This is a genomic window from uncultured Pseudacidovorax sp., from assembly GCF_913773995.1.
In the GTDB taxonomy this organism is placed as follows: domain Bacteria; phylum Pseudomonadota; class Gammaproteobacteria; order Burkholderiales; family Burkholderiaceae_C; genus Xenophilus.
This window is the reverse complement of sequence record NZ_CAJYES010000038.1, coordinates 1-26,587: the sequence shown is the minus strand read 5'-3', so window position 1 is coordinate 26,587 and position 26,587 is coordinate 1. Positions and strand designations below refer to the sequence as shown.

The 26,587-nt window shown below is 65.1% G+C and carries 25 protein-coding genes and 2 pseudogenes; 17 read left to right on the top strand and 10 right to left on the bottom strand.

The genetic code is table 11. The features are described from left to right. The 3 genes from QZ772_RS03850 to QZ772_RS03840 all read right to left on the bottom strand — a co-directional run. The coding region (locus QZ772_RS03850) for an electron transfer flavoprotein subunit beta/FixA family protein (RefSeq protein ID WP_295523199.1) at positions 1 to 691 on the bottom strand (691 nt) is incomplete at its 3' end. Between the two features lie 86 nt (positions 692 to 777). Beyond that, entirely contained in the window at positions 778 to 1,731 is a 954-nt protein-coding gene (locus QZ772_RS03845; RefSeq protein ID WP_295523197.1) for a LysR family transcriptional regulator, read from the bottom strand. A gap of 20 nt (positions 1,732 to 1,751) precedes the next feature. Then, complete coding sequence (locus QZ772_RS03840; RefSeq protein ID WP_295523195.1) at positions 1,752 to 2,546, bottom strand: crotonase/enoyl-CoA hydratase family protein; 795 nt, start codon at positions 2,544 to 2,546, stop codon at positions 1,752 to 1,754. Between the two features lie 222 nt (positions 2,547 to 2,768). Between QZ772_RS03840 and QZ772_RS03835 the strand changes: the two genes are divergently transcribed. From QZ772_RS03835 to QZ772_RS03795, 9 genes are all read left to right on the top strand, one after another. Beyond that, the gene (locus QZ772_RS03835) at positions 2,769 to 3,995 is read left to right on the top strand and encodes a CaiB/BaiF CoA-transferase family protein (protein WP_295523193.1); all 1,227 of its coding nucleotides are present in this window, start codon (positions 2,769 to 2,771) and stop codon (positions 3,993 to 3,995) included. A gap of 41 nt (positions 3,996 to 4,036) precedes the next feature. After that, positions 4,037 to 5,194: an acyl-CoA dehydrogenase family protein gene (locus tag QZ772_RS03830; protein ID WP_295523191.1), complete on the top strand. Its 1,158-nt coding sequence runs from the start codon at positions 4,037 to 4,039 to the stop codon at positions 5,192 to 5,194. A gap of 20 nt (positions 5,195 to 5,214) precedes the next feature. Then, on the top strand, positions 5,215 to 6,216 hold the full coding sequence (locus QZ772_RS03825; protein ID WP_295523189.1) for an acyl-CoA dehydrogenase family protein: 1,002 nt from the start codon (positions 5,215 to 5,217) through the stop codon (positions 6,214 to 6,216). A 239-nt stretch (positions 6,217 to 6,455) separates the two neighbouring features. Then, positions 6,456 to 7,367, top strand: a complete 912-nt coding sequence (locus QZ772_RS03820) for a tripartite tricarboxylate transporter substrate binding protein (protein WP_295523201.1) — start codon at positions 6,456 to 6,458, stop codon at positions 7,365 to 7,367. Between the two features lie 8 nt (positions 7,368 to 7,375). Continuing rightward, positions 7,376 to 7,843 (top strand): MaoC family dehydratase, encoded by a 468-nt coding sequence (locus QZ772_RS03815; protein WP_295523187.1) that lies wholly within the window; start codon positions 7,376 to 7,378, stop codon positions 7,841 to 7,843. 12 nt (positions 7,844 to 7,855) lie between these two features. Continuing rightward, positions 7,856 to 8,653: an enoyl-CoA hydratase/isomerase family protein gene (locus QZ772_RS03810; RefSeq protein ID WP_295523185.1), complete on the top strand. Its 798-nt coding sequence runs from the start codon at positions 7,856 to 7,858 to the stop codon at positions 8,651 to 8,653. Between the two features lie 5 nt (positions 8,654 to 8,658). Beyond that, positions 8,659 to 9,051, top strand: coding sequence for an OB-fold domain-containing protein (locus QZ772_RS03805; protein ID WP_295523183.1), 393 nt, complete (start codon positions 8,659 to 8,661; stop codon positions 9,049 to 9,051). Then, positions 9,048 to 10,208: a thiolase gene (locus tag QZ772_RS03800; RefSeq protein ID WP_295523181.1), complete on the top strand. Its 1,161-nt coding sequence runs from the start codon at positions 9,048 to 9,050 to the stop codon at positions 10,206 to 10,208. Before QZ772_RS03805 ends, QZ772_RS03800 begins: the two co-directional genes overlap by 4 nt. Before the next feature lie 19 nt (positions 10,209 to 10,227). After that, entirely contained in the window at positions 10,228 to 11,004 is a 777-nt protein-coding gene (locus tag QZ772_RS03795) for an SDR family NAD(P)-dependent oxidoreductase (protein ID WP_295523179.1), read from the top strand. 57 nt (positions 11,005 to 11,061) lie between these two features. Here QZ772_RS03795 and QZ772_RS25480 read toward each other — a convergent pair. Further along, positions 11,062 to 11,550 (bottom strand): annotated as a pseudogene (locus QZ772_RS25480) (enoyl-CoA hydratase/isomerase family protein); the annotation flags it as partial. Positions 11,551 to 12,148: 598 nt separating this feature from the next. On the opposite strand from QZ772_RS25480, the gene QZ772_RS03790 reads away from it, so the two are divergent. The 6 genes from QZ772_RS03790 to QZ772_RS03765 all read left to right on the top strand — a co-directional run bounded on the left by QZ772_RS03790 (position 12,149) and on the right by QZ772_RS03765 (position 19,725). Further along, entirely contained in the window at positions 12,149 to 12,946 is a 798-nt protein-coding gene (locus QZ772_RS03790; RefSeq protein ID WP_295523177.1) for an enoyl-CoA hydratase-related protein, read from the top strand. A 12-nt stretch (positions 12,947 to 12,958) separates the two neighbouring features. Beyond that, the gene (locus tag QZ772_RS03785) at positions 12,959 to 14,155 is read left to right on the top strand and encodes an acyl-CoA dehydrogenase family protein (RefSeq protein WP_295523175.1); all 1,197 of its coding nucleotides are present in this window, start codon (positions 12,959 to 12,961) and stop codon (positions 14,153 to 14,155) included. Between the two features lie 11 nt (positions 14,156 to 14,166). Continuing rightward, on the top strand, positions 14,167 to 15,279 hold the full coding sequence (locus tag QZ772_RS03780; protein ID WP_295523173.1) for an acyl-CoA dehydrogenase family protein: 1,113 nt from the start codon (positions 14,167 to 14,169) through the stop codon (positions 15,277 to 15,279). Further along, positions 15,276 to 17,423 (top strand): acetate--CoA ligase family protein, encoded by a 2,148-nt coding sequence (locus QZ772_RS03775; RefSeq protein ID WP_295523171.1) that lies wholly within the window; start codon positions 15,276 to 15,278, stop codon positions 17,421 to 17,423. Before QZ772_RS03780 ends, QZ772_RS03775 begins: the two co-directional genes overlap by 4 nt. A gap of 80 nt (positions 17,424 to 17,503) precedes the next feature. Beyond that, positions 17,504 to 18,454 carry a tripartite tricarboxylate transporter substrate binding protein gene (locus QZ772_RS03770; RefSeq protein WP_295523168.1) on the top strand — a complete coding sequence of 317 codons (951 nt, stop codon included), beginning with the start codon at positions 17,504 to 17,506 and terminating at the stop codon, positions 18,452 to 18,454. Positions 18,455 to 18,528: 74 nt separating this feature from the next. Next, positions 18,529 to 19,725, top strand: a complete 1,197-nt coding sequence (locus QZ772_RS03765) for a porin (protein ID WP_295523166.1) — start codon at positions 18,529 to 18,531, stop codon at positions 19,723 to 19,725. On the opposite strand, the gene QZ772_RS03760 is transcribed toward QZ772_RS03765, so the two are convergent. Continuing rightward, positions 19,713 to 20,516, bottom strand: a complete 804-nt coding sequence (locus tag QZ772_RS03760; protein ID WP_295523164.1) for a glucose 1-dehydrogenase — start codon at positions 20,514 to 20,516, stop codon at positions 19,713 to 19,715. The two genes, QZ772_RS03765 and QZ772_RS03760, sit on opposite strands and share 13 nt — an antisense overlap. 21 nt (positions 20,517 to 20,537) lie before the next feature. Next, positions 20,538 to 21,290, bottom strand: coding sequence for an SDR family oxidoreductase (locus QZ772_RS03755; RefSeq protein WP_295523162.1), 753 nt, complete (start codon positions 21,288 to 21,290; stop codon positions 20,538 to 20,540). Between the two features lie 140 nt (positions 21,291 to 21,430). Between QZ772_RS03755 and QZ772_RS03750 the strand changes: the two genes are divergently transcribed. After that, positions 21,431 to 22,348, top strand: coding sequence for a LysR substrate-binding domain-containing protein (locus tag QZ772_RS03750; RefSeq protein WP_295523160.1), 918 nt, complete (start codon positions 21,431 to 21,433; stop codon positions 22,346 to 22,348). A gap of 344 nt (positions 22,349 to 22,692) precedes the next feature. Next, entirely contained in the window at positions 22,693 to 23,652 is a 960-nt protein-coding gene (locus tag QZ772_RS03745; protein ID WP_295523158.1) for a tripartite tricarboxylate transporter substrate binding protein, read from the top strand. A gap of 102 nt (positions 23,653 to 23,754) precedes the next feature. On the opposite strand, the pseudogene QZ772_RS25475 reads toward QZ772_RS03745, so the two are convergent. From QZ772_RS25475 to QZ772_RS03730, 4 genes and pseudogenes are all read right to left on the bottom strand, one after another. Then, positions 23,755 to 23,850: pseudogene (locus QZ772_RS25475) on the bottom strand (IS3 family transposase); the annotation flags it as partial. 157 nt (positions 23,851 to 24,007) lie between these two features. Beyond that, entirely contained in the window at positions 24,008 to 25,693 is a 1,686-nt protein-coding gene (locus QZ772_RS03740) for an IS66 family transposase (protein ID WP_295523156.1), read from the bottom strand. Positions 25,694 to 25,776: 83 nt separating this feature from the next. After that, positions 25,777 to 26,115, bottom strand: a complete 339-nt coding sequence (gene tnpB, locus QZ772_RS03735; protein WP_295523154.1) for an IS66 family insertion sequence element accessory protein TnpB — start codon at positions 26,113 to 26,115, stop codon at positions 25,777 to 25,779. Next, complete coding sequence (locus QZ772_RS03730; protein WP_295523152.1) at positions 26,112 to 26,510, bottom strand: transposase; 399 nt, start codon at positions 26,508 to 26,510, stop codon at positions 26,112 to 26,114. Before QZ772_RS03730 ends, tnpB begins: the two co-directional genes overlap by 4 nt. Positions 26,511 to 26,587: the final 77 nt, after the last annotated feature.

The window sequence follows — 26,587 nt, the reverse complement described above, 5'->3', positions numbered from 1 at the left end:
CGGCGCCGCGCTTGGGCGGCTCGCTGACCTTGAGGGTCTTCAGGCGCGGCTTGGCATCCACGCCCAGGTCCTCGGGCTTGACGGTGTCCAGCGGCTTCTTCTTGGCCTTCATGATGTTGGGCAGCGTGACGTAGCGCGGCTCATTGAGGCGCAGGTCGGTGGTGACCACGGCCGGCACGCTCAGGCTGAGGGTTTCCAGGCCGCCGTCGACTTCGCGGGTGACCTTGACCTTGACCTTGTCGCCTTCGACTTCGACCTTGCTGGCGAAGGTGGCCTGCGGCAGGTCGGCCAGGGCGGCGAGCATCTGGCCGGTCTGGTTGGCGTCGTCGTCGATGGCCTGCTTGCCCAGGATGATGAGGCCGGGCTGTTCCTTGTCGACCAGGGCCTTGAGCAGCTTGGCGACGGCCAGGGGCTGCAGCTCTTCGGTGGTCTCGACCAGGATGCCGCGGTCGGCGCCGATGGCCATGGCGGTGCGCAGCGTTTCCTGGCACTTGGCCTCGCCGCAGCTGACGGCGATGACTTCGGTGGCCACGCCCTTTTCCTTCAACCGCACCGCTTCTTCGACGGCGATCTCGTCGAAGGGGTTCATGCTCATCTTGACGTTGGCGATGTCCACCCCGCTGCCGTCGCTCTTGACGCGCACTTTCACATTGTAGTCGACGACCCGCTTGACGGGGACCAGGATTTTCATTGGCAATCCTTCTCTGTGTGTTTGGATAAAGCAGCCGCACTTCTGCGCGGCGTGGTCGACATCAACGGTGAAGCTTGTGCGGCCTCTCAGCGCCAATGTGGAGCCAGTGCCTGCGCCTGCGCGGCAATGTCTCGAAAGCGCTGAGCTGCAGGCACGGGGCGGTCGGTGCTCAAGACGACCGCCAATCCCAGCCCTGCTGCTGCGGGGTAATCGATGATGTCCCGATAAGCAATGCGTGGGTTGGGGGCATCCCGCATGATCGACGGCACCAGGGCCACGCCCAGATCGCTTTCCACGAGCGACAGGATCGTCTGCACCTGTGTGGCCTCCTGGCTCACGCGTGGCAGAAAGCCGGCCAACTGACAGGCGAGCATCGCCATGGCATGCAGGCCGGCAGCGTCCCCGCGCCCATAGAAGACAAAGGACTCCTGGGCCAACTCGTCCAAACGCAGTTCAGAACTCCGCGCCAGCGGATGGGCGGCAGGCAATGCCACGACGAACGGTTCGGACAACAAAGATGACAGCGCCACCCGGGCCGTCACCATGAGCGGCGTGCGGACCAGGCCTACATCCAAAGCACCCGACTCCACCTGCTCCAGGATGCCCACGGAGGTGCTTTCCTTGAGCACCAGTTCCACGGCCGAATACTCGGCACGAAAGAGCCGCACCACCCTCTGAAGCACGCCACTGGTCGTCGAGCCCACGAAGCCCACACGCAATGCACCGCCCATTCCCTGCGCCGCAGCGGTGGCTGCCTCGCAGAATCGGCCGCTCTGGAAGAGAAGACGGCGGGCCTCCGCCAGCGCCGCATGGCCGCTGGGCGTTAGCGTCACACCGCCCGAGCCTCCCCGCTCGAACAACCGGGTTCCGACTTCAGACTCCAGCTTCTGGATGGATACCGACAACGGGGGCTGCGCCATGTGCAGGCGCTCCGCAGCACGTCGGAAGTTCAGCGTTTCCGCCAGGACGACGAACTGGCGGACCCGGCGCAGATCCAGTAATGGGCTTCCCCGCTCGGGAAGAGAAGGCGGCAGGTTCATCGTCCGGCTGGCAGCTTGCGTCAACTGCGGAAGTTCGGCGCGCGCTTTTCGAGGAAGGCGCTCACCGCCTCCGCATGCTCGGGCGTCTTGTGCGCAAGAGCCTGGTACGCCGCCGACATCTCCAACAATGTGTCCAGCCGCGTGTGGAGGGCCTCGCGCATCAGCTTCTTGGTCATGCGCATGGTCTGAGGCGGGTGCACTGCAATGCGTTCGGCCAGCGCCTGGGCTTCGTCCATCAGCGATGCGTGCGCAACGACTCGCGAAACGAGACCCCACTCCAGAGCCCTGTCCGCGTCGATCACGTCGGCCGTGAATGCAAGTTCCGCAGCGCGCGCCATACCGATGACACGCGGCAGCAGCCAGGCCCCGCCATCGCCCGGGATGATGCCTAGCCGCACGAAGCTCTCCGCGAACTTCGCCTGCTGCGAGGCAATACGCAGATCGCACATGCAGGCCAGATCGAGGCCCGCACCGATGGCAGGTCCGTTCACGGCCGCGATGACTGGCACCTCCAGGTTGAAGAGCGCCAGCGGCAATTTTTGGATGCCGCGTCGATAGTCGTTGCGGATGCGTGCCGGGTCGACGGACGGGTCCGCCTGCTGCTGCATGGTCCTGATGTCGCCCCCCGCCGAGAAGGCGGGATCTGCGCCAGTGAGGATGACCGCGCGGACACCCGCATCCGCCTCGATGCGGCCGATGGCGGCCAAGAACTCCTCCACCGCGGTATTGCCGGTGAGGGGATTGCGCCGCTCGGGCTGGTTCATGGTCAGGGTCACGATGTGGCCCGACCGGGCATACGAAAGGAAATCGCCCACGGTTTGTGTCTCCTTGTGAGGGTGCCATCAGCGCCGAATCAAACAGGGCTGCTTTCATTTGCCGGCCGCCATGTTCACGGATCGAAGAGGTCTGCCGGTGCAGTTTAGGCAGCGCCTCCGTCGATACACAAACAGTATTGAAATAAGAAAAAACAATATTGGACCGGCTGACGTGGCGACTCCTATGCTCGCCACCGATTTCATCCTGCGGAGACAAGCCAAGTGACGAAGACAGCGCTCGGGCACCTGAAGGTGCTGGACCTCACCCGCATCCTTGCCGGGCCTTGGGCAACGCAGAACCTGGCCGACCTTGGCGCGGAGGTCGTCAAGGTCGAGCGCCCGGGCCCCGGGGACGACACCCGTGCCTGGGGCCCACCTTTTCTGCGCGATGCCAATGGCGAGGAGACGTCCGATTCGGCCTACTTCCTGTCTGCCAACCGCGGCAAGAAGTCCATCACCGTCGATCTCGCGCATCCGGAAGGCCAAGCGCTGATCCGCGACCTCGCCCGACAGGCCGATGTGGTGGTGGAGAACTACAAGGTAGGCACGCTCGCCCGCTATGGGCTCGACTACGCAAGCCTGTCGGAGCTGAACCCACGGCTGATCTACTGTTCGATCACCGGCTTCGGTCAGACCGGACCCTATGCCTCCCTGCCTGGCTACGACTTTGTGTTCCAGGGCCTGGGTGGTCTCATGAGCATCACTGGACAGCCGCCCGGCACCCCAGGCGACGAGCCGATGAAGTCGGGCGTGGCCATCAGCGATCTCCTGTGCGGCATGTACGCGACCACCGCCATTCTGGCTGCAGTGGAGCACCGGCACATCAGCGGCAAGGGCCAGCACATCGACATGTCGCTGCTGGACTGCGTGGTCGCAGTCACGTCCTACCAGAGCATCAACTACCTGCTGTCGGGCAAGGTGCCACAGCGCATGGGCAACGCCCATGCCAACATGGTTCCCTACCAGGTGTTCCGCTGCAGGGAAGGCGAGGTCATCGTTGCCGTGGGCAACGACGGGCAGTACCGCAGCTTCTGCGGCGTGATCGGCCGCGAGGACCTGGCGACCGACCCGCGCTTCGCCACGCCCGCTCAGCGCAACCGGAACCGGGCGGTGCTGATTCCAGAGATCGCGGCCGCCATGCTGGGTCGCACGATGGGCGAATGGGTCGAGCGCATGGAGGCGGCGAACGTTCCGTGCGGACCCATCAACAACATTCAGCAGATGTTCGAGGATCCGCAGATCCAGCATCGCGGCATGCGCCTGTCTCTGCCGCATGCCGCAGGTGTAGATGCCCCGGCAGTGGCCAGTCCGATTCGGCTTTCAGACACACCACTGTGCTACGAGCATGCCGCCCCGGCGCTCGGCGAGCACACCGAGGCCGTTCTGGCCCAACACCTAGGGCTTTCCGCTGAGCGCATGGCTCAACTGCGAGCGCACGGCGCGATCTGATCGCGCCACACCAGCCATCGGCCAAACCTGATTCACAGCCAATGAATACCGTTCTCGACACCTTCGAGCCCGCCAGCCTGCCGAAACGCGCGCAAGCCCTGCGCGCGGAAGTCCGCGCATTCCTCGAACGTGAGATGCCTGCGCTGCCTGCCGATCGCCGCGCGCGCTCCTGGCTGGGCTTCGACGCCGACTTCAGCCGCAAGCTGGCCAACCGGGGATGGGTCGGCGTCACGCTGCCCCAGGCCTTCGGAGGGGCACACATGGATGCCTTCTCGCGTTTCGTCCTGGTGGAAGAACTGCTGATGGCAGGCGCTCCCGTATCCGCCCACTGGATCGCCGAGCGCCAGAGCGGCCCTTTGATCCAGAAGTTCGGCACTGATTCGCAGCGCGCCTTCTATATCCCCCGCATCTGCCGCGCAGAGGCCTTCTTCTGCATCGGCATGAGCGAGCCGAACGCCGGTTCGGACCTAGCCAGCGTGGGCTCCCGCGCCACGCCCCGGCCCGGCGGCGGCTGGTCGCTGTCGGGTCGGAAGATCTGGAGCACCAACGGCCATCGCTGCCACTACATGATCGCCCTGGTGCGCACCTCGGGCACGGCAGAGGATCGGCACAAGGGCCTGTCCCAGTTCATCGTCGATCTCTCTCTGCCCGGTGTGACGGTGCGGCCGATCGTCGATCTGGCCGGCGACGCGCATTTCTCCGAGGTCTTCTTCGACGAGGTTCATCTGGACGACGACGCGCTCGTGGGCCAGGAAGGCAGCGGCTGGACGCAGGTCAATGCGGAACTCGCCTTCGAGCGCAGCGGGCCGGAGCGCATCTATTCGAGCGTGGTACTGCTGGACCGCTGGATCGACTGGCTGCGTCGTCAGGACGGCCGTCGCCATGCCGCCACAGCGGGCCGCTTTGCCACGCACCTGGCCGCACTGCGGGGCCTCTCGCTGTCCCTCACCGCCCGGTTGGCGGCGGGCGAAAGCCCGGTCATCGAAGCGGCACTGGTCAAGGAGCTGGGCACCACCTTCGAGCAGGAAATTCCGGCTGTGATCGAAGCGGTACTGGGCGACTCGCCCGGCGAGCCCATCGATGCGGAGCTGCTGCGCACCTGCGCCTATGTCAGCCAGATCAGCCCCACCTATTCGCTGCGCGGCGGCACCCGCGAGATCCTGCGCGGAATGATCGCCCGCGGACTGGGTCTGCGCTGAGCGGCAGAGGAGACACCACGATGTTCACCGAAGCGCTCCACGCCATCCTGCAGGACCACTGCACGCCGGCACATGTCCGTGCCATCGAGACGTCGCCCGACCGGGCCAATGCCCTGTGGCAGGCCGTGGCCGGGGCCGGATTTCTTGAACTCATGGCCACCGAGAAAGACGGCGGCGCCGGACTCGGCCTGGCCGAGGTCCGGCCCCTGCTCGAACTACTGGGCGCCTGCGCCATGCCGCTGCCTGTCGGCCAGGCCATCGCACTGCGCGCGCTGTTGCAGCCCGGCAGTCGGCCGCCGGAGGGCATCATCACCCTGGCTCCGGCACTGCGACGACAGGCCGACGGCACCTTGATGGCGCCGCAGCTGCCTTTCGGCCTTCTGGCTGATCAGGTGGTCGGCGCGCTAGAGGGAGAACTGTGGCTGCTCGACGCCGGCCTGGCCAAGCGCGAGCCACTCGGTCTGTACCGCGACAGCCTGTGCCATCTCCGTTGGGAGCCGGCCGCTGTCCGACATGCGCGGTGCCTCGAGACCGACGCCACTGCACAGGATCTGGAAGCCTGGGGCGCCGCACTGCATGCCGCGCTGCTCGCGGGCGCGCTGGGCCGCAGCTTCGATCTGGCACTGGCCTTTTGCAACGACCGCATCCAGTTCGGCCGCTCCATCGGCAAGTTTCAGGCAATCCAGCACCAGCTGGCGGTGATGGCCGAGCACGTGGCGGCCACGCGCATTGCTGTGGCGTCCGCCTTTGCAAGCGGTGAGCGGCGGCCGATGCTGCTCGCCGCTGCATTCGCCAAAGCACGCGCAAGCGAAGCCGCGGGCCTGATCGCGCCGATGGCGCATGCCGTGCACGGAGCCATCGGCGTCACCGAGGAATACGAGCTTCAGCTCCATACCCGACGCCTGCATGCCTGGCGGATGGCTCACGGCTCGGAGGCCCACTGGCACCGCGTGGTCGGCGAGGCTCTGCTCGACAGCGGCGAGCGCATCGGCGATTTCGTGCGCAGCGTGCAGGGCAGCTAGACGGCACCAGACACAGCTCGGAGAACGACACCATCGCAAGCAAGCCTGCCTCTCATCCCCATGCGCTTGGGTAAGGCCGAGGGGAATTGCAGGAACGGAGGCAGTCGGCGCCAGCCGATAACTCGGACCAAGGAGACATCGACATGAACACATCCACCACTCGCCGCCCGCGCCAACGCCGTGCAGCGCTCATCAGCATGCTGCTGCTGGCGCTCGGTACTGCAGGGCCAGGGCTCGCCATGGCACAGGACGCGCCCAGCGGAAGGCCGATCCGCTTCGTCGTCCCTTATCCGGCCGGGGGCGCCGCAGATCAGATCACCCGATTGGTGGCCAACGGCACATCGGCCGCGCTTGGCGTGCCGATCATCATCGACAACAAGGGAGGTGCCGCCGGCATGATCGCCGCGGAAAGCGTGCTGCGCGCCGAGCCGGACGGCCAGACCTTCTACGTCGGGGCCAACGCGCCGATCGTGATCAATCAGGCCATCTACGACAAGATGCCCTACGACCCGGCACGCGACTTCGTGCCCGTGGCAGGCATGGGCAAGGCGCCGCTGCTGCTGGTGACGCGCAAGGACCTGGGCGCTTCCGATCTCAAAGCTCTCATCGCCAAGGGCGAGAAGATGCCGAATGGTTTCACCATGGGTTCCGCCAGCAGCGGCAACATCACCCACCTGGCCGGCGAATACGCGGCGCGCAAGATGGGATTCAAGGTCACGCATGTTCCCTTCGCGGGCAGCGCGCCGGCGATCACCAGCATGATGGGTGGCAACGTAGACATCATGTTCGATGCGCTGCCCTCCTGCATGCCGCAGGCCCGCGCAGGCCGGATCGTGCCGCTGCTGATCCTGGACGGGCAGCGTTTCCCGCAGCTGCCTGAGGTCCCCACCGCCGCCGAGTTGGGCTTCCCGGGCCTCGAAGCCGCGGCCTGGTTCGGCCTGATGGCACGCAGCGGCACACCCCCAGCCGCCGTCGAACGGATGAACCGCGCGGTGAATGAGGCGCTGAAGAAACCCGAACTTGTGGACAAACTGCGCACCATTGGCGCCCAGCCCATGCTAGGCACGCAGCAGCAGTTCGCAGCCTTCATTGACGGCGAGCGCAAGCTCTGGATGCCCCTGGCGAAGTCCCTCGGCGTCCGTGCGGATTGAGGCCGGCCATGTCGCAAACGCACTCCTTCGATTCCATCGCTTCGCTGCAGGCCTTCGTCGGCACCACCGTCGATTCGACCGAGCCGATCCAGGTCAGCCAGAGCGTGATCGACACCTTCGCCGAGATCACGCACGACGCTCAGTGGATCCACGTGGACCCGGTGCGTGCCGTGGCGGAATCACCCTTCGGCACCACCATCGCCCACGGCCTGCTGACGTTGTCGCTGTTGACCGGCTGGTACCACCGCCTCTTTGCTTTTCCAGGGCGAAAGCTGGCGCTGAACTACGGTTTCGACAAGGTGCGCTTCACTGCGCCCGTGCCCAGCGGATCGCTGTTGTCCGCGAGCTTTCGCCTCGATCAGGTCGAAACACTGAGCGAGAGCGAAGCGCGCTGCCACTGGCATGTGGAAGTCCGGGCGCAGGACACCACCCGGCCGGCACTCGTTGCACGGTGGCTGATGCAGTTGCGTTACTGAAAGGATTCTTTCATGCCCGTCCTAGAGATCGCACGGCATGGCGGCACGGCGGTGCTGACCATGAACCGTCCCCAGGCACGCAACGCGCTCGACCTCGAGCTGCGCGAAGCCTTCGCCCACGCCATCCCTGCCTTGCGGGACGACCCCGGCGTCCGCGCGGTGGTCCTGACAGGGGCAGGAGCGCACTTCTGTGCGGGGGGCGACGTTCGAACCATCGGCTCGGGCGCCAGCCAGGGCGACGTGTTCGAAGGCCGAAGCCGCATCGTCACGATGCAGCGCTGGTTCGATGATCTGGTCGACCTGGAAAAGCCGGTCATCGCGGCCGTGGATGGCGTCGCTTTCGGCGCGGGCCTCTCGCTGGCACTCGCGGCGGACTTCGTGATCGCATCGCCCCGCGCCACCTTCTGTGCGGTCTTCGCACGCGTCGGCTACGTGCCCGACATGGCGGCCATGTACCTGCTGCCGCGGGCGGTCGGCCTCGCATGCGCCAAGCAGCTGGCCTTCTCTGCACGCGTGGTCGGCGCCTCGGAAGCACTCGGCATCGGCCTGGTGCACGAGGTGGCCGACGCCGGCCCGGTCCTCGATGCGGCGCTGGCGCTGGCAGAGCGCTTCCGACATGCGCCGCCGGGGGCCATCGCTCTCATGAAATCGACCATGAACCGGGCCTTTGAATCGGATCGGGATACGGTCTACAGACAGGAGGCCCTGGCGCAGGCCCTCTGCCGCGAAAGCACCTATCACAAGCAAGCAGTGCAGCGCTTCATGGACAAGGAGCCCGCCCTCTATCAGTGGCCGCAATCCCAAGGATAACGACGATGACAGCAATACCTCACCCCCAAGAGGAGTACTTTGCCCACCTGGGGCAAGGCCGCTTCATGATTCAGCGCTCGCGCAGTTCGGGCGCCCATGTCTTCTACCCTCGCGTGGTCGAGCCGCGCACCGGCGCGGCGGACCTCGAATGGGTGGCCGCCAGCGGCCGCGGTACGGTCTACGCGACCACCGTGATGCGCGCGCGCGCACCGGCCTCGCCTTACAACGTCTGCCTGGTCCAGTTGGAGGAAGGGCCCCGGATGATGAGCCGCGTCGAAGGCATCGCCCCCGAGGCCGTTCGGATCGGCATGGCCGTGCGCGCCCGCATCGCTCGAGGCGACGATGGCCAGCCGCTGGTCGTCTTCCATCCCGAAGCCGAACAAGGAGAGATGCCATGAGCAGCAGCGAACGCTTTCCCCGGGGTCGCACCGCCATCGTCGGCTCAGCCACCTATGGCATCGGGGAGGCGCCAGGACTGTCCTCGCTGGACCTGGCGGCCAGCGCCAGTGTCCGAGCGCTCGCGCAGGCGGGCCTCACACCGGCCGATGTCGACGGGTTGTTTATCGGCCTGCCCGACGACTTTCTCTCCGGATTGAGCTTGACCGAGTACTTCGGCATCTCGCCGCGCCTCACGGACAACAACAGAACGGGTGGGTCCGCGTTCTTGACCCACGCGATCCACGCGGCGCTGGCACTGGACGCCGGCCTGTGCGACGTCGCCTTGATCGCCTACGGCAGCAACCAGCGCAGCGGTGCGGGCAAGCTGGTGAGCTCGATGCGGCCCTCCCCCTACGAGGGTCCCTACAAGCTGGCACGTCCCGTGGGTGCCTATGCACTGGCTGCGTCGCGCTACCAGGCCCAGTACGGCCTTCGGCGGGAGCAGTTGGGCGCAGTGGCCATCGCCGCGCGGCAATGGGCGCAGAAGAACCCGGACGCGTTCATGCGCGAGCCGCTGACCATGGACGAGTACCTGGCAGCGCGCATGGTGGCCGACCCCTTCTCGGTCCGCGATTGCTGCCTGGTGACCGACGGAGCCGCGGCGGTGGTGATGGTTCGGGCCAACCGGGCGAGGGATCTGTGCACGCGTCCGGCCTATCTGCTGGGCGGGGCGGCAGCGACCTGGCACAGGGACATCACCAATATGCCGGACCTGACGGTCACGGCGGCCTCCCTCTGCGGCCCGCGGGCGATGGCACAAGCCGGCGTAAAGCCCGCCGACGTCGACGTGGTCGAGCTCTATGACGCGTTCACACTCAACACCATCCTGTTCCTCGAAGACCTTGGTTTCTGCCGCAAGGGCGAAGGCGCAGCCTTCGTCGAAGACGGCCGGATCGCCCCTGGCGGCACGCTGCCCGTAAACACCAACGGCGGCGGACTGTCCTGCGTTCATCCGGGCATGTACGGCCTGTTCACCATGGTGGAGGCAGCGCAGCAGCTTGCCGGCAAGGCAGGCGAACGTCAGGTGCACGGCGCCCAGCTGGCACTGGCCCACGGCAACGGCGGCGAACTCTCCAGCCAGGCCACCCTGGTGCTCGGCACCAGCGACACCCTCTGAACCCGTCCTGAAGCAGCACATGAACGACAGCACCTTCTCTCTCTCGAACCGCCAGGTCATCGTGACCGGTGCCGGCCAGGGCATCGGCCGGGCCCTCGGCGAGGCCATCGTCCAGTTGGGTGGCCGGGTGGTCGCCGTGGACCTCAACGCCGAAGCACTGGCCAACCTGCGCGAGGCGCTCGGTCCGGATCGATGCGCCACCGTGGCCGGCAGCGTGGCCGACCCGGCCGTCGCCCAGCAGGCCATCGAAGCAGGCGTTGCCGCCTTTGGCAACGTCAATGGATTGGTCAACAACGCCGGCGTGACCCGCACGGGGATGATCGACAAGATGTCGATCGATGCCTGGCAGACTGTGATCGACGTGCACCTGTCCGGCTCCTTCTACTTCCTGCAGGCCTTGGGACGCCACTTGATCGCCCGCGGCAAGGAGGGCGCGAGCAGCAGCGGTGCCATCGTGAACATTTCGTCCGACGCAGGCCGGCGCGGCACCATCGGCCAAATCAACTACGGCACCGCCAAGGCCGGCGTACTCGGCATGACGATGTGCGCCGCCCGCGAATGGGCCCGGCACGACATCCGGGTCAACACCGTCGGCTTCGGCGTGGTCGAGACCCCGATGACCGAAACCATTCGCGGCGAGAAATTCCGCGACACCTACCTGCAGCAGATTCCGCTGGGCCGTTGGGGCGCCGCGGAGGAGGTGGTGCGCCCGGTGTGTTTCCTGCTCTCGGATGCGGCCTCCTACGTGACGGGCCAGCATCTGTCGGTCAACGGCGGCTACACGATCGGGTTGTAGTGCGGGCAGCCGGTGTGCGGATCCGGTCGCGGGCTGCCGGCGCGGCATGGCCCGGGCTTCCGTGCCCGACAGCAACCGGCCGCGCAGCATCATGTCCTTGGCCTTGCCGACGCCCACGAGCAGCGGAATGATCACGGCGCCCCCGTCGCCCGCCACCAGGCCTACCCGCACATGGGTGTCGCCGATCCGAGCGGTGTCGGCCATGACAGTGATGTCGCAGAAGAGCGCGAGCGTGCATCCGAGGCCGATGGCGTCCCCATTGATGGCGGCGACGATGGGCACTTGGACGTCGGTCAGGTTGTTCCAGAGCCGACGCGTGCCGGCCGGCTGGTTGAGGGAGTGGAGGAAGTTCTTGTGCGTGCCCACACGCTGCGCCATTCCCTTGAGGTCGCCGCCCGCGGAGAAGGCGCGCCCCTCGCCCGTGAGCACGACCGCCTTGATGCAGGGGTCGTCGTTGATGTCGACCCAGATGCGCTCCAGCTCCGGATGCATCGGGCCGCCTGCAGCGTTGAGCGTGTCCGGTCTATTGAGCGTGACGACGCACACGCCGTCGTCGTCGATGTCGACCTTGAGGTACTGTTAGCGCTGGTGGTCCATGGTGATGTGAGTGAAGCTGACCGAATGATCGTAAGTCCCGCGCAGACGCGAGGGTGCGTGTCTGGTCGATTGATCACATGCGTGCTGGAATGGCTTGGAACCGGGGCCCGTCTAACCGCTCAGCGACCCAGGTCGGCTATCCATCTATGGCGCAGCGAGAGAAATCCCGAGGGGAATCCCTGCACGAGGCGTCGGCCTTCGCTGAGCGATTACGTTTTCGTGCCCTGATCGACAGCAGCCCACACCTCTGATCTGGCCCGCTTGCCGAGGCCAATGCAGCAGAGGGGCTAGACGCGGATCTTGACCTGCGGCGATGGTCCGCCTTTTTCCGTGGTTGGTGACGTGGGCGTCGGCGTATCACCTCACAAGCTACGGTGGCTGCACCATGCAGCCGCGTCGCAGGATGTCAGGGAGGGCAGTTCAGCTCGTAGAACTGAAGCCCTTCAATGAGCAAGAAAAGCTTTGCACTTGCTCGCTTCGCTGTCTCACCTTTGCGCTCACCGGTAAATAGCATCGCTGCATATCGAAAGTGCCGGAGACATGCGCCTTGATTGAGTTCGACAGCTACCAGAAGCTACTTTTCCGACGTGACGCTGGCGTCCTTCACGTCACCTTCAACAGACCCGAAGCGCTCAATGCGTTCGGTGACACGCTCGGACCCGAGGTGGAGCGCCTCTTCCGCGAGGTACCGCAGGACAAGGACACCGCCGTCATCGTGCTAACCGGTGCCGGCAAGGCCTTCAGCGCTGGCGGGGACATCGACGGTATGCAACGCATGATCGACGACCCCGGGCTTTTCCAGGCCGCCTCCCAGCGTTCCAGGAGACTGGTGATGTCGATGCTGGACTGCCCACAGCCGGTCATCGCCAAGATCAATGGCCCGGCTACCGGGCTGGGTGCCTCCGTAGCCTTGTTGTGCGACCTTAGCTACGCCGCTTCGCACGCCAAGATTGGCGACCCTCACGTCAAGGTCGGTCTGGTGGCCGCAGACGGGGGCAGCCTGCTGTGGCCTCAGCTGGTGGGGTTTGCGCGGGCCAAGGAAGCTCTGCTCACCGGCGACCTCCTGACGGCGGAGGACGCTGCCCGGATCGGGCTGATCAACCGCAGCGTTGCGGCCGACGCCCTGGATGCCACGGTGGATGAGATCGCCCGCCGCCTCGCTCAGGGTGCAGGCCAGGCCATTCGGGGCACCAAGGCGAGCATCAATATCGTGCTCAAGCAGTTGGCCGAAGCCGTCATGCCTGCCGCCATTGCGCTCGAGGATCTCTCGGCCATGAGTCGCGATCACGCCGAGGCGGTGGCCTCGTTCCGCGAGAAGCGCCCCCCCCGGTTCACGGGCCGATAGATCGGAGCTCGCATGGAACTGTTCGAGAACGCGTTCGAGCGCGCCTTCCGCGCCGAGATTCGCCACTTCCTCGCGGCCGAGTTGCCTGGATCGCTGAAGAAGAAGGTCATGGAGTTCCAGCGACTGGAGCGCGCGGACTTCGTCTTATGGCACAACACACTGGCGGACCACGGCTTCGCGGGCCCCGCCTGGCCGAAGGAATATGGTGGCCCTGGCTGGAACGCCATGCAGCGGAAGATCTTCGACGAGGAGTGCTTCCTGGCTGGCGCACCGCGGCTCATCCCTCATGTGAACATGATCTGCCCCGTGCTCCAACGCTATGGCAGCGAGGCGCAAAAAGAGCGCTTCCTCTCCCGGATATGGCGGCTGAAGGACTGGTGGTGCCAGGGCTATTCGGAGCCGGGTGCGGGCTCCGACCTCGCGTCGCTGCAGACGCGCGCCGAACGCCGCGGCGACGTCTATGTGGTCAACGGCCAGAAGACGTGGACGACCTGGGCGCATTGGGCCGACTGGATGTTCTGCCTGGTGCGCACAGACAGCGGCAAGCCCCAGGCCTCGATCTCATTCCTGCTGATCGACATGAAGGCGCCGGGCGTGACCGTGCGGCCCATCATCTCGACAGATGGCGTGCATGACCTCAACGATGTGTTCCTTGATGACGTCGAAGTCCCGGTGAGCATGCGTGTCGGCGAGGAGAACCACGGCTGGACGATCGCCAAGTACCTGCTGACGCATGAGCGCACCGACCTTGCCGGCGTCGGGCTTTGCAAGCGCTTCCTGCACTTCGCCAAGCAGGTGCTGGCGCCCCGGATGGAAGCGCCTGAGCCTGCAGATCTGCGCCTGCGCGATCGTTTGCGCGAGCTCGAGCTCGACGTGAAGGCGCACGAGTGGACGGTGCTGCGAGTGATCTCCGCGGACGACCACGGCGAGTCTGCGGGCGCCGCGGCGTCGATCCTGAAGATCCGGAGCACGGAGCTTCAGCAGGCCATCACGGCCCTGATGCTGGACTGCGGCGGACCGCAAAGTCTGAGGCATCTGCGACAGGCCCGGGAAGTGGCGTGGGAAAGCGGCCCTGGCGCCGTGCTGCCTGTGTCGGCAATGCAGCACGCCTTGGCCGCGCACTACCTCGACTGGCGCAAGGTCACCATCTTCGGCGGCACTACCGAAGTTCAGAAAAACATCATCAGCAAGACCGTTCTGGGTCTTTGAGCAGCGAGTCCATGGATTTCAATCTCGACGACGACGAGCGCATGCTCGCCGACACGCTGGAGCGCTTTCTCTCCCGCGAGGCTGGCCCAGGCGGTTGGCCCTTGCCGGATCCCCCTGATTCGCCTTCCGCCTCCGAACGCTGGCACCGCTGCGCGGAAATGGGACTCACGGCCCTCCAGATCCCCGAAAGTCACGGCGGGCTGGATCGGCCATTCACGGACGTGTATCTCGTGATGGTCGCGTTGGGCCGCCATGGGATATCGCTGCCCTTCGTCGGCAGCGCGGTGATCGGCGCTCATCTTCTGCGGTATGGAGGCAGCCAGGAGCAGCAGGATCGGTGGCTTCCCACGTTGGCGGATGGCTCCCTGCGCATTGCGCTGGCGCTTGTGGATGCGGGCCCGCGGTTCGCTCCACACCGCTCGGACGTTCTGTGGGACGGGCAGAAGCTGACGGGCACAAAGTACGTGGTCAACGATGCGTTGGACGCCCAGTTGCTGATCGTGACGGCAGTGGACACGCACGGCGCGCTCCGGCTGCTTTGCGTTGACGCGCAGGCGCCCGGTGTCAGCGTGCATCCTCAAACCGCCATTGATGGGAGATGGATCGCCGACATCCATTTCGATCAGGTGGTGGTTGGCCCGGATCGGGTGCTAGGACCCGCCAACGCGCAAGCGGTGCTTGACGAGGCCCTGGACAAAGGTGTGGCGGCGCTGTGTGCGGAAGCATGGGGCGCCGCCGCACGCCTGCGCGAATTCACGCTGGAGCACCTGACCACCCGCACGCAGTTCGGGCAAGCCATAGGGCGATTTCAAGTGCTGCAGCATCGCGCCGCAGACATGTTGCTGCTCACCGAACAGTTGCATTCGGCAGCCCTGCTCGCCACCGCCCATGCGGAACACATCGACCCTTCAGTTAGGCGCCGCGAGGTGTCCAGCGCGAAGGCCATGGTGGGTCGCTACAGCCGACCGCTGGGCGAAGCGGCCATGCAGACCTTTGCCGGCATGGGCATGACCGACGAGTTGCCGGCTTCGCGCTGCTTCCGGCGACTCATCGCCATTGGGTCGATCTGGGGCGACTGTGGCCATCACCTTGATCGCCTTTCAGCCCAGGAGCACGTAGCATGACGCCGACGCGCCCTGTCTACCGCCACGCCGATCTGCGGCGGCTGCTGGAACCCGGGAGCGTCGCCATCGTCGGCGCCTCCCCGCGCGCCGGTGCCTTTGGCGAGCGCACCTTCTCTCAGCTGACAGATTTCCCGGGCCGGATCTACCTGGTCAATGCCCGCTACGAGCGCATTGGCCAGCATCTCTGCCATCCGTCTCTGGATAGCCTGCCCGAAGTTCCCGACTGCGTGGTCATCGCGGTATCGCGCGACTTGGTCGAATCCTATGTGGAGGAGTGCGCCCGGCTTGGCGTTGGCGGCGTGCTGATCTTCGCCTCGGGGTACGCGGAGACCGGAATGCCCGAGCGAAAGGCGTTGCAGGCCCGTCTCAGCCAGATCGCCGCCCGCTCCGGGCTGCGCATACTCGGCCCCAACAGCATGGGCTTTGCCAACTATTCAGCCCAGGCTCTCCTGTCCTTCGCGACCTACTCCAAGGCTGGCGTGCCCACCCGTCCCGCTATCGGCGTGGCGACCCAGTCCGGTGCCATGTCGAACTCACTCGGCCAGGCCGCCGAGTTGGGCGTGGCGTTCAGCCATGTGCTGGCCAGCGGCAACTCCTGCGACGTGGATGTTGCGGACCTGGTGGCGTACCTGGCGGAGGCGCCGCACTGCGGCGGCATTGCATGCGTCATCGAAGGGCTGGCAGAGCCACAGCGCTTTCTTGAAGCCGCAGCCCTGGCGCGGAGCAACGGCAGGCCGCTGGTGGTCTGCAAGACGGCGACCGGCACCGCTGGCGCGCAGGCGGCCGCGTCGCACACCGGTTCGCTCGCAGGCTCCAACGAAGCCTACAACGCCGCGTTCGCGCGGGTCGGCGCCATCGTCGTGGAACGCTTCGAGGATTTGCTTGAGGTCGTGTCGTTCATGGTCAAGGCGCCCACTCCCAAGGCTGCGGGCGTCGCCATGATCAGCACATCTGGCGGCGCTGCGATCATGGCAGCCGATTCAGCACAGCGGCATGGCATCGACATGCCCCAGCCGGGCCCCCAGGCGCATAAGGTGCTCACCTCGCGCATCCCAGATTTCGGCTCGGCGCGCAACCCCTGCGATGTGACGGCGCAGGTCATGTCCGACCCGGAATCGCTATCCGCATGCGCCGGCGCGCTTCTCGACGATCCCGCCTTCGGAGCCGTGATCATGGCCCAGCCGCAAGCCTATGAGTTTGCCGTTCCACGCATTCGAGCGATCGGAGAGCTTGCAAGGCAGGCAGACAAGGCAGCCGCGAACGTACTGGTGTCCCAATGGCTCTGTGGCCCCGGTGCAAAAGAGACTGAACAGGAACCGTCGATGGGCCTCTTTCGCTCCATCGACCGGTGCTTCGCAACATTGCGTCGATGGCAGGATTGGCACGCCTGGGATCACACCGCCCACGAGCGCGACAGACCCGCAACGGCCGACTCAGCCACACGTGCTGACGTCAGGCGTTGGCTGCTTGCAGCCCGCGAAGACGTCCTGACGGAGCGCGAGTCGAAGCAGATCCTGCAGGCTTATGGCGTACCGGTGGTCCAGGAGACCCTCGTCGATAGTGCGGATGCAGCTGTCGAGGCGGCAAGACGGGCGGGCTACCCGGTCGTGCTGAAGGGCGAATCGCCCGATCTGCCGCACAAGACCGAGGCGGGCGTCGTTCAACTGGGACTTGCGGACGATTCGGCAGTTCGTCGTGCTCACGCATTGATCTCGCAGCGAGCACGCGCTGCAGGGGCCCATGTTCGCCTGACCGGCGTAATTGTTCAACCAATGATCCCGGCTGGGCTCGAGCTGATGGTCGGCGCACGCGCCGACCATCAGTTCGGTCCGCTGATTGTTGTCGGCATGGGCGGCACGCTCGTTGAGCTTCTGCGCGATACGGTCGTCGATCTCGCGCCCATCGGCCCGACCGCTGCAGCCGACATGCTGGATCGTCTGCGCGCGTCGAAGCTCCTCGACGGTTTTCGTGGCAGCGCTGTGGTGGACCGGGTCGCTTTGGCCCGGATCATCTCGCGCGTCTCGTCGCTTGCCGCGGATTTCGCAGACCTCATTGCAGAGATCGACGTCAACCCGCTTATCTGCTCAGCAAGGGGCATTGTGGCCGTCGACGCTTTGATCGTACGGCGCCCAACTGGTCCCTAGCCTGCTTTCGATCCCTGTTTGCTACCACAACAAAAGGAGACAACATGACGCCTTCCCTTGGACGGAGAAGACTGATAAGCATGAGTGCGGCTTCGCTGCTGGCGGGCCTTGGCGCAAAGGCCTGGGCACAGGCCTACCCCGGAAGAAAGCCGATCCGCATCATCGTGCCTTACGCGGCCGGCGGGTCCCTGGACGCGATGAGCCGAGAACTCGCGGTGCAACTGCAATCCCGCTTGGGACAAGCCGTTGTCGTGGACAACAAGCCCGGTGCAAGCACCATGCTGGGCACGCAGATCGCGGCCCGGGCAGAGCCCGACGGCTACACCCTGCTGATCGCATCTTCGTCCTTCGTGAGTTCGACGATCTTCTATCGCAAGCCGCTGCACAAAGTCAGCGAATTCACCCCGATCTCTCAGTTCGCCAACGACAACCATCTCATCGTCGTCAACCCGACACGGGTGCCATCCAGGACCCTGCAGGAGTTCATTGCGCTGGCCAGATCGAAACCCGGGCAGTTGAGCTATGGCACGGCAGGCACCGGCACCTCGCCACATCTCGAGGCCGAGGAGTTCCAGCAGATGACCGGCATCAAGATGCTGCATGTTCCCTTCAACGGAAGCGCACCGGCCGTGACAGCCCTGATCGGAGGTCAGATCGACCTAATGTTCGATGCCTACACCTCGACGGGCCCCCACATGAAGGAAGGGCGGCTGGTGCCGATCGCCGCGCTGGGAGGTAACCGGCTTGCTGCGCTGCCCAATGTCCCGACGGTGGCGGAATCCGGCTATCCGAACTATGTCCGTGGGGCCTGGGACGGCCTGTTGGCGCCCGCCGGCACACCCGCCGACGTGATCGCTCGGCTGCACACCGCCGTAGTGGAGGCCATCAAGGACCCTCAGTTGCAGTCCAACTGGGCGCAGCGTGGACTTGAGCCGGTCGGAAGTACGCCGGCGCAGTTCGCTCGCTTCCTGTCTGAGCAGGTGGCGATCAACGAGAAGCTGGCAAAGACCCTGGCCCTGCAGCTCGACTGAGCTTCCCTGTCTTCGCCGTGAAGCGCGACCGCAGCGAAGCCATCGTCCACGCGCCCCCCTAACCGCTCAACGCCATGAAAAAACTTACTCTCTCCATCGCCGCGTCGCTGTCGTTCGGCGCGCATGCACAGTCTTCGGTCACCATGTTCGGCATCGTGGATGCCGGCGTGAGCCGCTACGAGATGACCGCTCGAGATCCGCTGACCGGCCTTCAGCGCAAGCAGACGCAGACCGCGCTTTCCAACTCGGGGAATGCGACCAGTCGTCTGGGCTTTCGGGGCGTCGAGGACTTGGGCGCCGGCTGGAGCGCAAGCTTCTGGCTCGAAACTGCGCTGGCCAACGACGTCGGCAACGTCGGAGGCACGGGTGTGACCTCGGGGATCACGACGTCCTCGACGGTGTTCTTCAACCGTCGCTCGACGGTCAGTCTCTCTGGTCCGCTCGGGGAGATCCGACTGGGCCGCGACTACACGCCAACGTTCTGGAACGACTCGGTCTTCGACCCCTTTACCAGCAACGGCGTAGGCACCAGCATCATCTACAGCGCGACCGCGGCCGCCGCGTTCGGCAACGTCAACTACATCCGCACCAGCAATACCGTCAGCTACTTCCTGCCGCCCAACATTGGCGGCTTCTACGGTCAGCTGAGCTATGCATTTCCGGAGAAGGTCGTGACGCGCGACATCGCCACCAACAGCAATGACGCTGGCCGCTACGCCGGGGCCCGCTTCGGCTATCAGAACCAGTCGCTCAACATTGCGCTTTCCTACGGAGAAGCCAGACTGGTCGATACGGCGACAACCGGGCGAGTCAACAAGTCCTACAACGTCGGGGCCACCTACGACTTCGAGGTGGTCAAGGTGTTTGCCGAGGCCTCTCGCGTGCGCGACGAGTTTCAAGGCCCCGGGCTCAATGCCAACTACACGAACGGCCTCAACGGCTACCTGCTTGGCCTGAGCGTGCCCGTGGGCGCGGGTCTGATCCGTGCTTCCTATTCGACCGCCCGGTTCCTGGATGGCAGGCCGTTCGTCGCGGGCAGCGCACCTCGGGCGAACAAGCTCGCGCTCGGATACACGTACATGCTTTCCAAACGCACAGCGCTCTACGCCAGCATCGCCAAGATCGACAACAAGAACGACCCTGCCTATGCAGGTGGACTGCCGCCCGCTGCGCTCACGGTTGGCGGTACCGACCCGTTCTCCGTCGCCACGGGCCGCTATCTGCCGAAGAGCGCCCTGGGCTACGACTTCGGCATCCGTCACACCTTCTGACCAGCGATAGGCCCTTGGGTAACGCCTGGGGGCCGCGCGTCAAACGCGCGGCGCAGTACTCCTGCCGTACTACCACCATCCACAACGAACTCGGCCCCCGTCACGTAGCTGCTGGCATTCGACGCGAGAAAGCAAATGACGGACGCGACTTCGTCTGCCTCGCCAGGTCGGCCCAAGGGGACGGTTGCGCCCACCTCGCGGATGCGCTCGTGTCCCATCTCTTCGTGATTCATCGCGGTGTCGATGAGGCCTGGGTGGACCGAGTTCACCCGAATGCCATACGCACCAAACTCCATTGCGGCAACTTTGGTCATCCCGCGCACTGCCCATTTGCTTGCCCCGTAAGCGATGGAGTTCTGGTTGCCGCGCAATCCCGATGTGGAGGAGAGGTTGATGATCGACCCGCCACGCTCCCGCATCGCGGGTAGAACCGCACGCATTCCGAGAAACACCCCTACCTGGTTCACCCTGACGATTCTTTCGTAGAAGGCCAGGGAGGTTTCGTTCAACGACGCCGTCTGGTATATCCCTGCGCTGGCCACCAGGATATCTATCCGGCCATGTAATGCGACAACGGTCTGCACGACATTCGTCCAGCTTTGCTCACAGCCGACATCGAGCGGCATGAACATTGCCCCGGCGATCTGCGCAGCAACTTGCGCCCCTTCCGGCTCACGAAGGTCGGCCAACACAACCGTGGCCCCCCATCGCGCAAGCTGACGAGCGGCAGCCTCCCCGATGCCACGCGAAGCGCCCGTGACCAGTGCCACCCTGCCTTTGATTCCTTCCATTGTTCGCTCCATTCGAGTCGTTCAGTTGAACCAGCGTCCACCGTTGACGATCAGGGTCTGCCCTGTGACGAATCGACTCTGATCGCCTGCGAAAAAGGCCACCGCGTTGGCAACATCGTCAGGCTCTCCGATGATGCCCAGAGGGGTATCGCCGACGATCCGCGCGAGCTGCTCAGGCGAATGGGCTTCCATGGCTCGGGTCCGGATGTAGCCGGGCGCGACCACGTTGACGTTGATGCCGAAGGGTGCGACCTCACGGGCCAAGGCCCGACTGAAACCGATGATCCCGGCCTTCGCCGCGGCGTAAGGGGCGTTGGCACGAGGCCCTACGAAGGCGGAGTCGGAGCCGATATTGACGATCTTGCCGAGTCGATTGCGCTTCATTGAGGGCAGCAGTTGCCGGACGCAAGCCATCGCAGGCTTGAGGCAGACATCGAGCATGAGATCCCAGGCTTCGACGGGAAGCTCCTCAAAAGGCGCCATGGCCTCCCGAAGACTGTGCCCTACGTTATTGACGAGGATGTCAACACGGTCAAAGGCCGCTTGGGTCTGCGCGAAGGCCGTCTCGATCTGAGCAGGCTTCAGGAAGTCCACTTCGCAGGTCACGACCCTGGCGCGGGATCTGCCAATCTCGGCTGCGAGCCGATTCAGCGTGTCGATGTCGCGATCCATGAGGCATAGGCTGGCACCATCACCCGCCAGCCTGAGCGCGATGGCGCGACCAATGCCGTGTGCGGCACCGGTCACGACTGCCACCTTCTGGGTTGAATGCATGTCTCTGTGCGTTGTTGTGGATCTGCCGACAGCGTATCCACCAGGGTTTACGGACTCGCGAAGAGCGCACGCCAAGTGCAAAGATGCGCTTAGCACCCGGGAGTGGCCGTTGCGGTCCAATCCCTTATCGGGAGATAACCGTGAAACTCAGGGAACTCGAGAACTTCATTGCCGTGGCGGCGACCGGAAGCATCCGAGCTGCAGCGCGGATGCAAGGACTCACGCCACCCGCGCTCACTCAGAGCATCGCCAGACTCGAGGAGGAATTGCATGTGCCCCTCATCATTCGGACGACCCGCGGTGCGGTTCTATCGGAATACGGCACCGCATTTCTACACAGGGCCCGCCTCATTACGGGAGAGGTTGAGAAGGCGCAGGTTGAGATGGCTCATATGCTCGGCAAGCGCAGCGGCCTTGTCACCATCGGCTCATCGATGACCCCGGCCATCACGATCCTGCCAGCGGCCACCGTTCGGTTCCGACAACAGATGCCCGAGGTCCGACTGAACATCGTCGGTGGCATCTACCACCAGCACCTGGCGCCGTTGCGGAGTGGAGAAATGGACTTCGCGATAGGCCCCATCCCAAGCAGCGGCCTCGACGGAGACTTTGACATTGAGCCTTTGTTCACCAACGATCTGGCTGTTGTGGCGCATCGAACCAACCCACTGGTGCAGGCAAGGTCGCTGACCGATCTCGTCGATGCAGAGTGGATCGTCACCGGCCCTTTGACCCAGGGGCCTGGCGCAACCTTGGCGGACGCCTTTCGCGCACATGGACTGTCGGCACCGAGAGCGATGATCCAGTGCGACTCGATCCTCATTCTTCAGACGCTGCTTGCCACCACTCGGATGATCTGCGTGCTCCCTCGGCAACTCCTTGGACAACTTCCCTGGCTTCACACCGTCACCGCGATCGAAGTGACTGAGGCGCTGCCCAGTAATCCCATTTGTCTGTTCAGGCGGCTGGACATCCCGCTGTTGCCCGCAGCGGCGCACCTGGCTACGTTGCTGCGCCGCGAGGCGCACTACTTCGTGCAGGCAGACCAGCCCGCCTGACGAGGGTCAGCCTCCGACAACAGTACTCCAATCAGTGCCGGCGCCTGGCGCCTTCCGGCATAACGGAGCGCGTCGACTCTGGGCGCCTTTACAGCACCTAGGTCAAAGCGGCCGACGCTCGATCGTCCGTACGTCGCTGCAGTGGAAACAATTCCTGAGCACTCGCTGAATTTGCTTCCCGCCTTTCCATGGCTTTCCCTGAGCATGGACGGCGACAGCGCTCTCTACAGTGCCCCAATGGCGGCGGCCGCCATGGCATTTCCAAGGACCGTCCTTGATCAGGCGCCTCGCTCAGAACCGCGCCGTGCACCTGTGCCGATGTGACGTCAACTCGAGGGAATCCAATGTCTCCGATTTTCATCTTCCGTTCGCTTCTGCTCTTCGGCGCGTGGTTAATCGTCAGCCTTTCCGTACAGGCACAGACAACACGACTGGTGGTGCCCTACCCTGCGGGCGGTGCGACTGACGCGTACGCCCGACAGCTTGCCGACGAACTGACCAAGCGCGGTCTGCAGACAATCGTAGAGAACAAGCCCGGCGCCTCCGGAATGATCGCTGCCGATTACGTCGCCCGATCCAAGCCCGACGGGCTAACGCTCTTCGTGGGATCCAACAGCACACTCGTCAACAACGCGACACTGTTCGCAAAAATGAGCTACGACCCCTTCAAGGACTTCGTGCCCGTGGCGCACTTTGGCTACCAGCCCCTCATGCTCATCGCACGTTCCAATGCGCCTTTCAGCAGCATTGCTGAGTATGTCGCATACGCCAAGGCACACCCGGGCAAGATCAATCGTGCATCGGTGGGCGCCGGAAGCATCACCAATCTGTGCGCGGCGCTGCTTGATCGAGCGGCCGGCATTCAAACGACGCATGTGCCGTACACCGGAGATGCGCCCATGGTCCAAGCGATGCTGGGAGATCAGGTCGACGTCTACATGGGATCGATCACGCAGGCATTGCCATTTATCCAAGCGGGCAGATTCCGGCCATTGGCCGTGTTCGATCAGGTTCGACTTCAGCAACTGCCTGATGTGCCAACATTGAAGGAGACCGGCTACGACGTCGACGCGCTGGCATGGTTTGGGTTCGTTGCTCCGGCGGGCACACCGCCCGCTACCGTGGACCGCCTGAACCGGCTCATCAACGAAGTGCTGCTGACCGACGCGTTCACAGCAAAGGCGCTTCAGCTCGGATGGATACGCCGTGCGGGCAGCGCCGATGATTTCGCGCGGTTCATCGGAAAGGAGAACGGTCTATGGGCTCCTTTGATCAAGGAGATGGGGTTGGCGAAGTCGATGTGAGAAGGGCTGGTCGATTGCGTCTATGCGAATTCGAACTGCTCCTCGCTCCAGATGCCATGGGCTGCTGCCGGTTTCGTTCACGCCGACCTGAGCTTGTCGAGATTCGTCGAACTCTACGGGACTGAAGTAGCCCAGCGTCGAATGGCGACGCGCTGTGTTGTAGAAGTGCCCGATATAGTCGGGCACGTTGGCGTGAGCGTGCTGCACCTTAGCGCCCAGCCTCACATTCCCGGGCTGCGTCGGCGCCTGGAACGCATGAAGTAGGCATAAAAACCACCTCCCGAAACCCCGAACACCTCGCACATCAGATTCACCGTGAGCGTCTGGCCGTCCCACCTTGACGGCGATTGGTAGTTCAGGCTTGAGCTGGCACCCAGCGATGTGGCAGCAGTTCGTCCAGCTGTGAGTTGCGCAGCGTCGGCAGACGGCGCAGCACATCACGCAGGTAGGCCCAGGGATCATGCCCGTTCATCCGTGCCGACTGCACCAAGCTCATGATGACGGCGGCCCGTTGACCTGCGAGTTCACTGCCCACGAACTGCCAGGCGCGCCGCCCCATGGCCCACGGCTTGATTTGCCGCTCCAGGTGGTTGTTGTCCAGCGCCACGGCGCCGTCCTCCAGTTGCCGCGTGAGGGCTGCCCAGTGGACCAGCGTGTAGTCGATGGCCTTGGCCGTCGCGCTGCCGTCGGCGACCACGCGCCGCTCCAGTTCGAGCCACTGCCGCATCTCATGCCATAGCGGCCTGGCCAGGCGCTGGCGCTGGCGCTGCGCCAGACGCTGCTCGTCACTGAGTTCCTTGAGCTCACCCTCGACTTCGTAGATGCGGGCGAACCGGCGAAGCGCGTCCAGCCCGATAGGGCTCGTGCCATCTTTCGTCAGCTCCTCGAAGTTCCTGCGCGCATGGGCGGCGCATGCGGCGCTGATGCGACCCGGGTACAGGCGTGGGTCCACCACGGTGTCATACGCGCCGTAGCGGTCGGTCAGCAGCGTGCCGGACCATCGCCGCGCGCCCAGCCTGTCCTCGCCATTGAGGAACGCCAGCGGGTACTGCGCCCCGCGGCCTCGGCAGAACTCGTAGATCACCCCTGGCACCGCGTCGTGCCAACTTCGCGCGTAGGCCCACATATAGGCCCTGCGTGTCTTGCCCGCTCCCGGGTCCAGCAAGGCCACCGGCGTCTCGTCGGCGTGCACGACACGGCAATCCAGGATGAAGCGCTTGTGCAGCTCGTACAGCGGCTCCAGCGCAGCGCCCACCTGGCCCGTCGCGCTGGCCAGTGTTGAGCGCGGGGTGTGCACGCCTGAGCGCGCGTTGATGCTCTCCTGCCGGTAGTAGGGCAGGTGGTCCACGAAGCGGCTGATCGCCGTGTGCGCCAGCAGCCCGCTGGCGGCGATGCCGCCCTCGACGATCTCCGGCACGCTGGGGGCCTGCCTGAGTGTCTGGCAGTGCCTGCAAGCCCACTTGCCGTAGATGTGGCGGTGCACGAAGAACTCGGCTGGCACCACATCCAGTCGCTCCGTGACGTCTTCACCGATGCGCTGCATGGGGCGCCCGCAGCCTTGTTCCTGGCAGTCGGTGTGGTCGGGCTCATGGCGATGCTCCACGCGACGCAGGTGTGCAGGCAGCGGGTTGCGACGCGGCTTGCGCGGCGGCGCCTTGGGCTTGGCGCCGGCGGCCGCCGTAGCCGCCTCGGCTTCACGGCGCAGACGTTCGAGCTGCGCACGCAGTGCGGCTTCGTCCTCGGCCAGCGTTTCCTCGAACAGGCGACGCTGGTCTGCGTTCATCGCCTCGGACTTGGCCCCGTAGGTCCAGCGCTTGAGCCGGGCGAGCTCGAACTGGATCTTCTCGATCTTGGCCTCGCGCAGCGCGATCTCACGGTCCTTGCTCTGCAGCAGTGCGTCGCGCTGGGCCAGCGCCTGGTCACGCTCGGACAGTTGTTGCGCCTGGTCCAGCACCTGCTGCTGCAACCGGACGATCAGCGCGGCCACCTCGGGCGGCAAACCCTGAGGATCAGTGGAGGGAAGACCAAGCATGCCGAGCATGCGTGGCATCGTGCCAGAGCTGGCCGACGAGGCCCATCGGCACATGCACTGTCAACCGCTTCACGGTCGACATGCCCGCAGACTCACACCCGAGCGATGCTGCAAAGTTCGGGCAGGCGCTGCCACGGCAGGCCCAGCACCAGGGCGTCGAACTGCGCGGCCGTGAGCGCCAGGGACGGCGTGACGCCGGCGGCCACCGGCCAGATGAAGCGACCCGCGTTCAGGCGCCGTGCCGCGCACCACACGCCGAAGCCATCGTGAACGAGCAGCTTGATGCGCGTGCCGCGCGCATTCGCGAAGAGGTAGCCGTGATGGGCCTGGGCGACTCCGAACACCTGCACCACGCGCGCCAGCAGACGCTCGGCGCCGGCGCGCATGTCGATGGGCTCGGCGGCCAGCCACAGGGCATCGATGCGGATCATCGAAGCAGCTCGCGCATCCAGGCCGCGCACTCGCTGGCTGCACTTGCCGGCCACGTCACCGTGACGCTCGTCGCGCCGCGCTGCAGTTCGATGCGGATGTCGGCTGCGACGGGCGAGGCCGGTGTCGGAATCGGCAAAGGGAAGAACTTGGGCGCGGGCGTCGTCGGCGCTACCCTCTTCGCCTCGCTCGCAGCGGCGCCCGGCTCAATCTCTGCGCCGACCTCGGCCTCCTTGACCCATCGACGGACAAGGTTCGCATTGATGCCGTTCGCCATCGCCACTGAAGCCGACGACACGCCAGGTTGGCAGCACGCGGCCACGATATGCGCTTTGAACTCAGCGCTATGAATTCGCCGGCGACGCCGGCCTTCACTGAGGGCTACGGAAGTGTCCATTTCTCCACCAAGAATTAGGTGGAGAAGAGCATCCTTTGGTTTTCACCGGAATCAAGGTGGGCCGACTGGACGCTCAC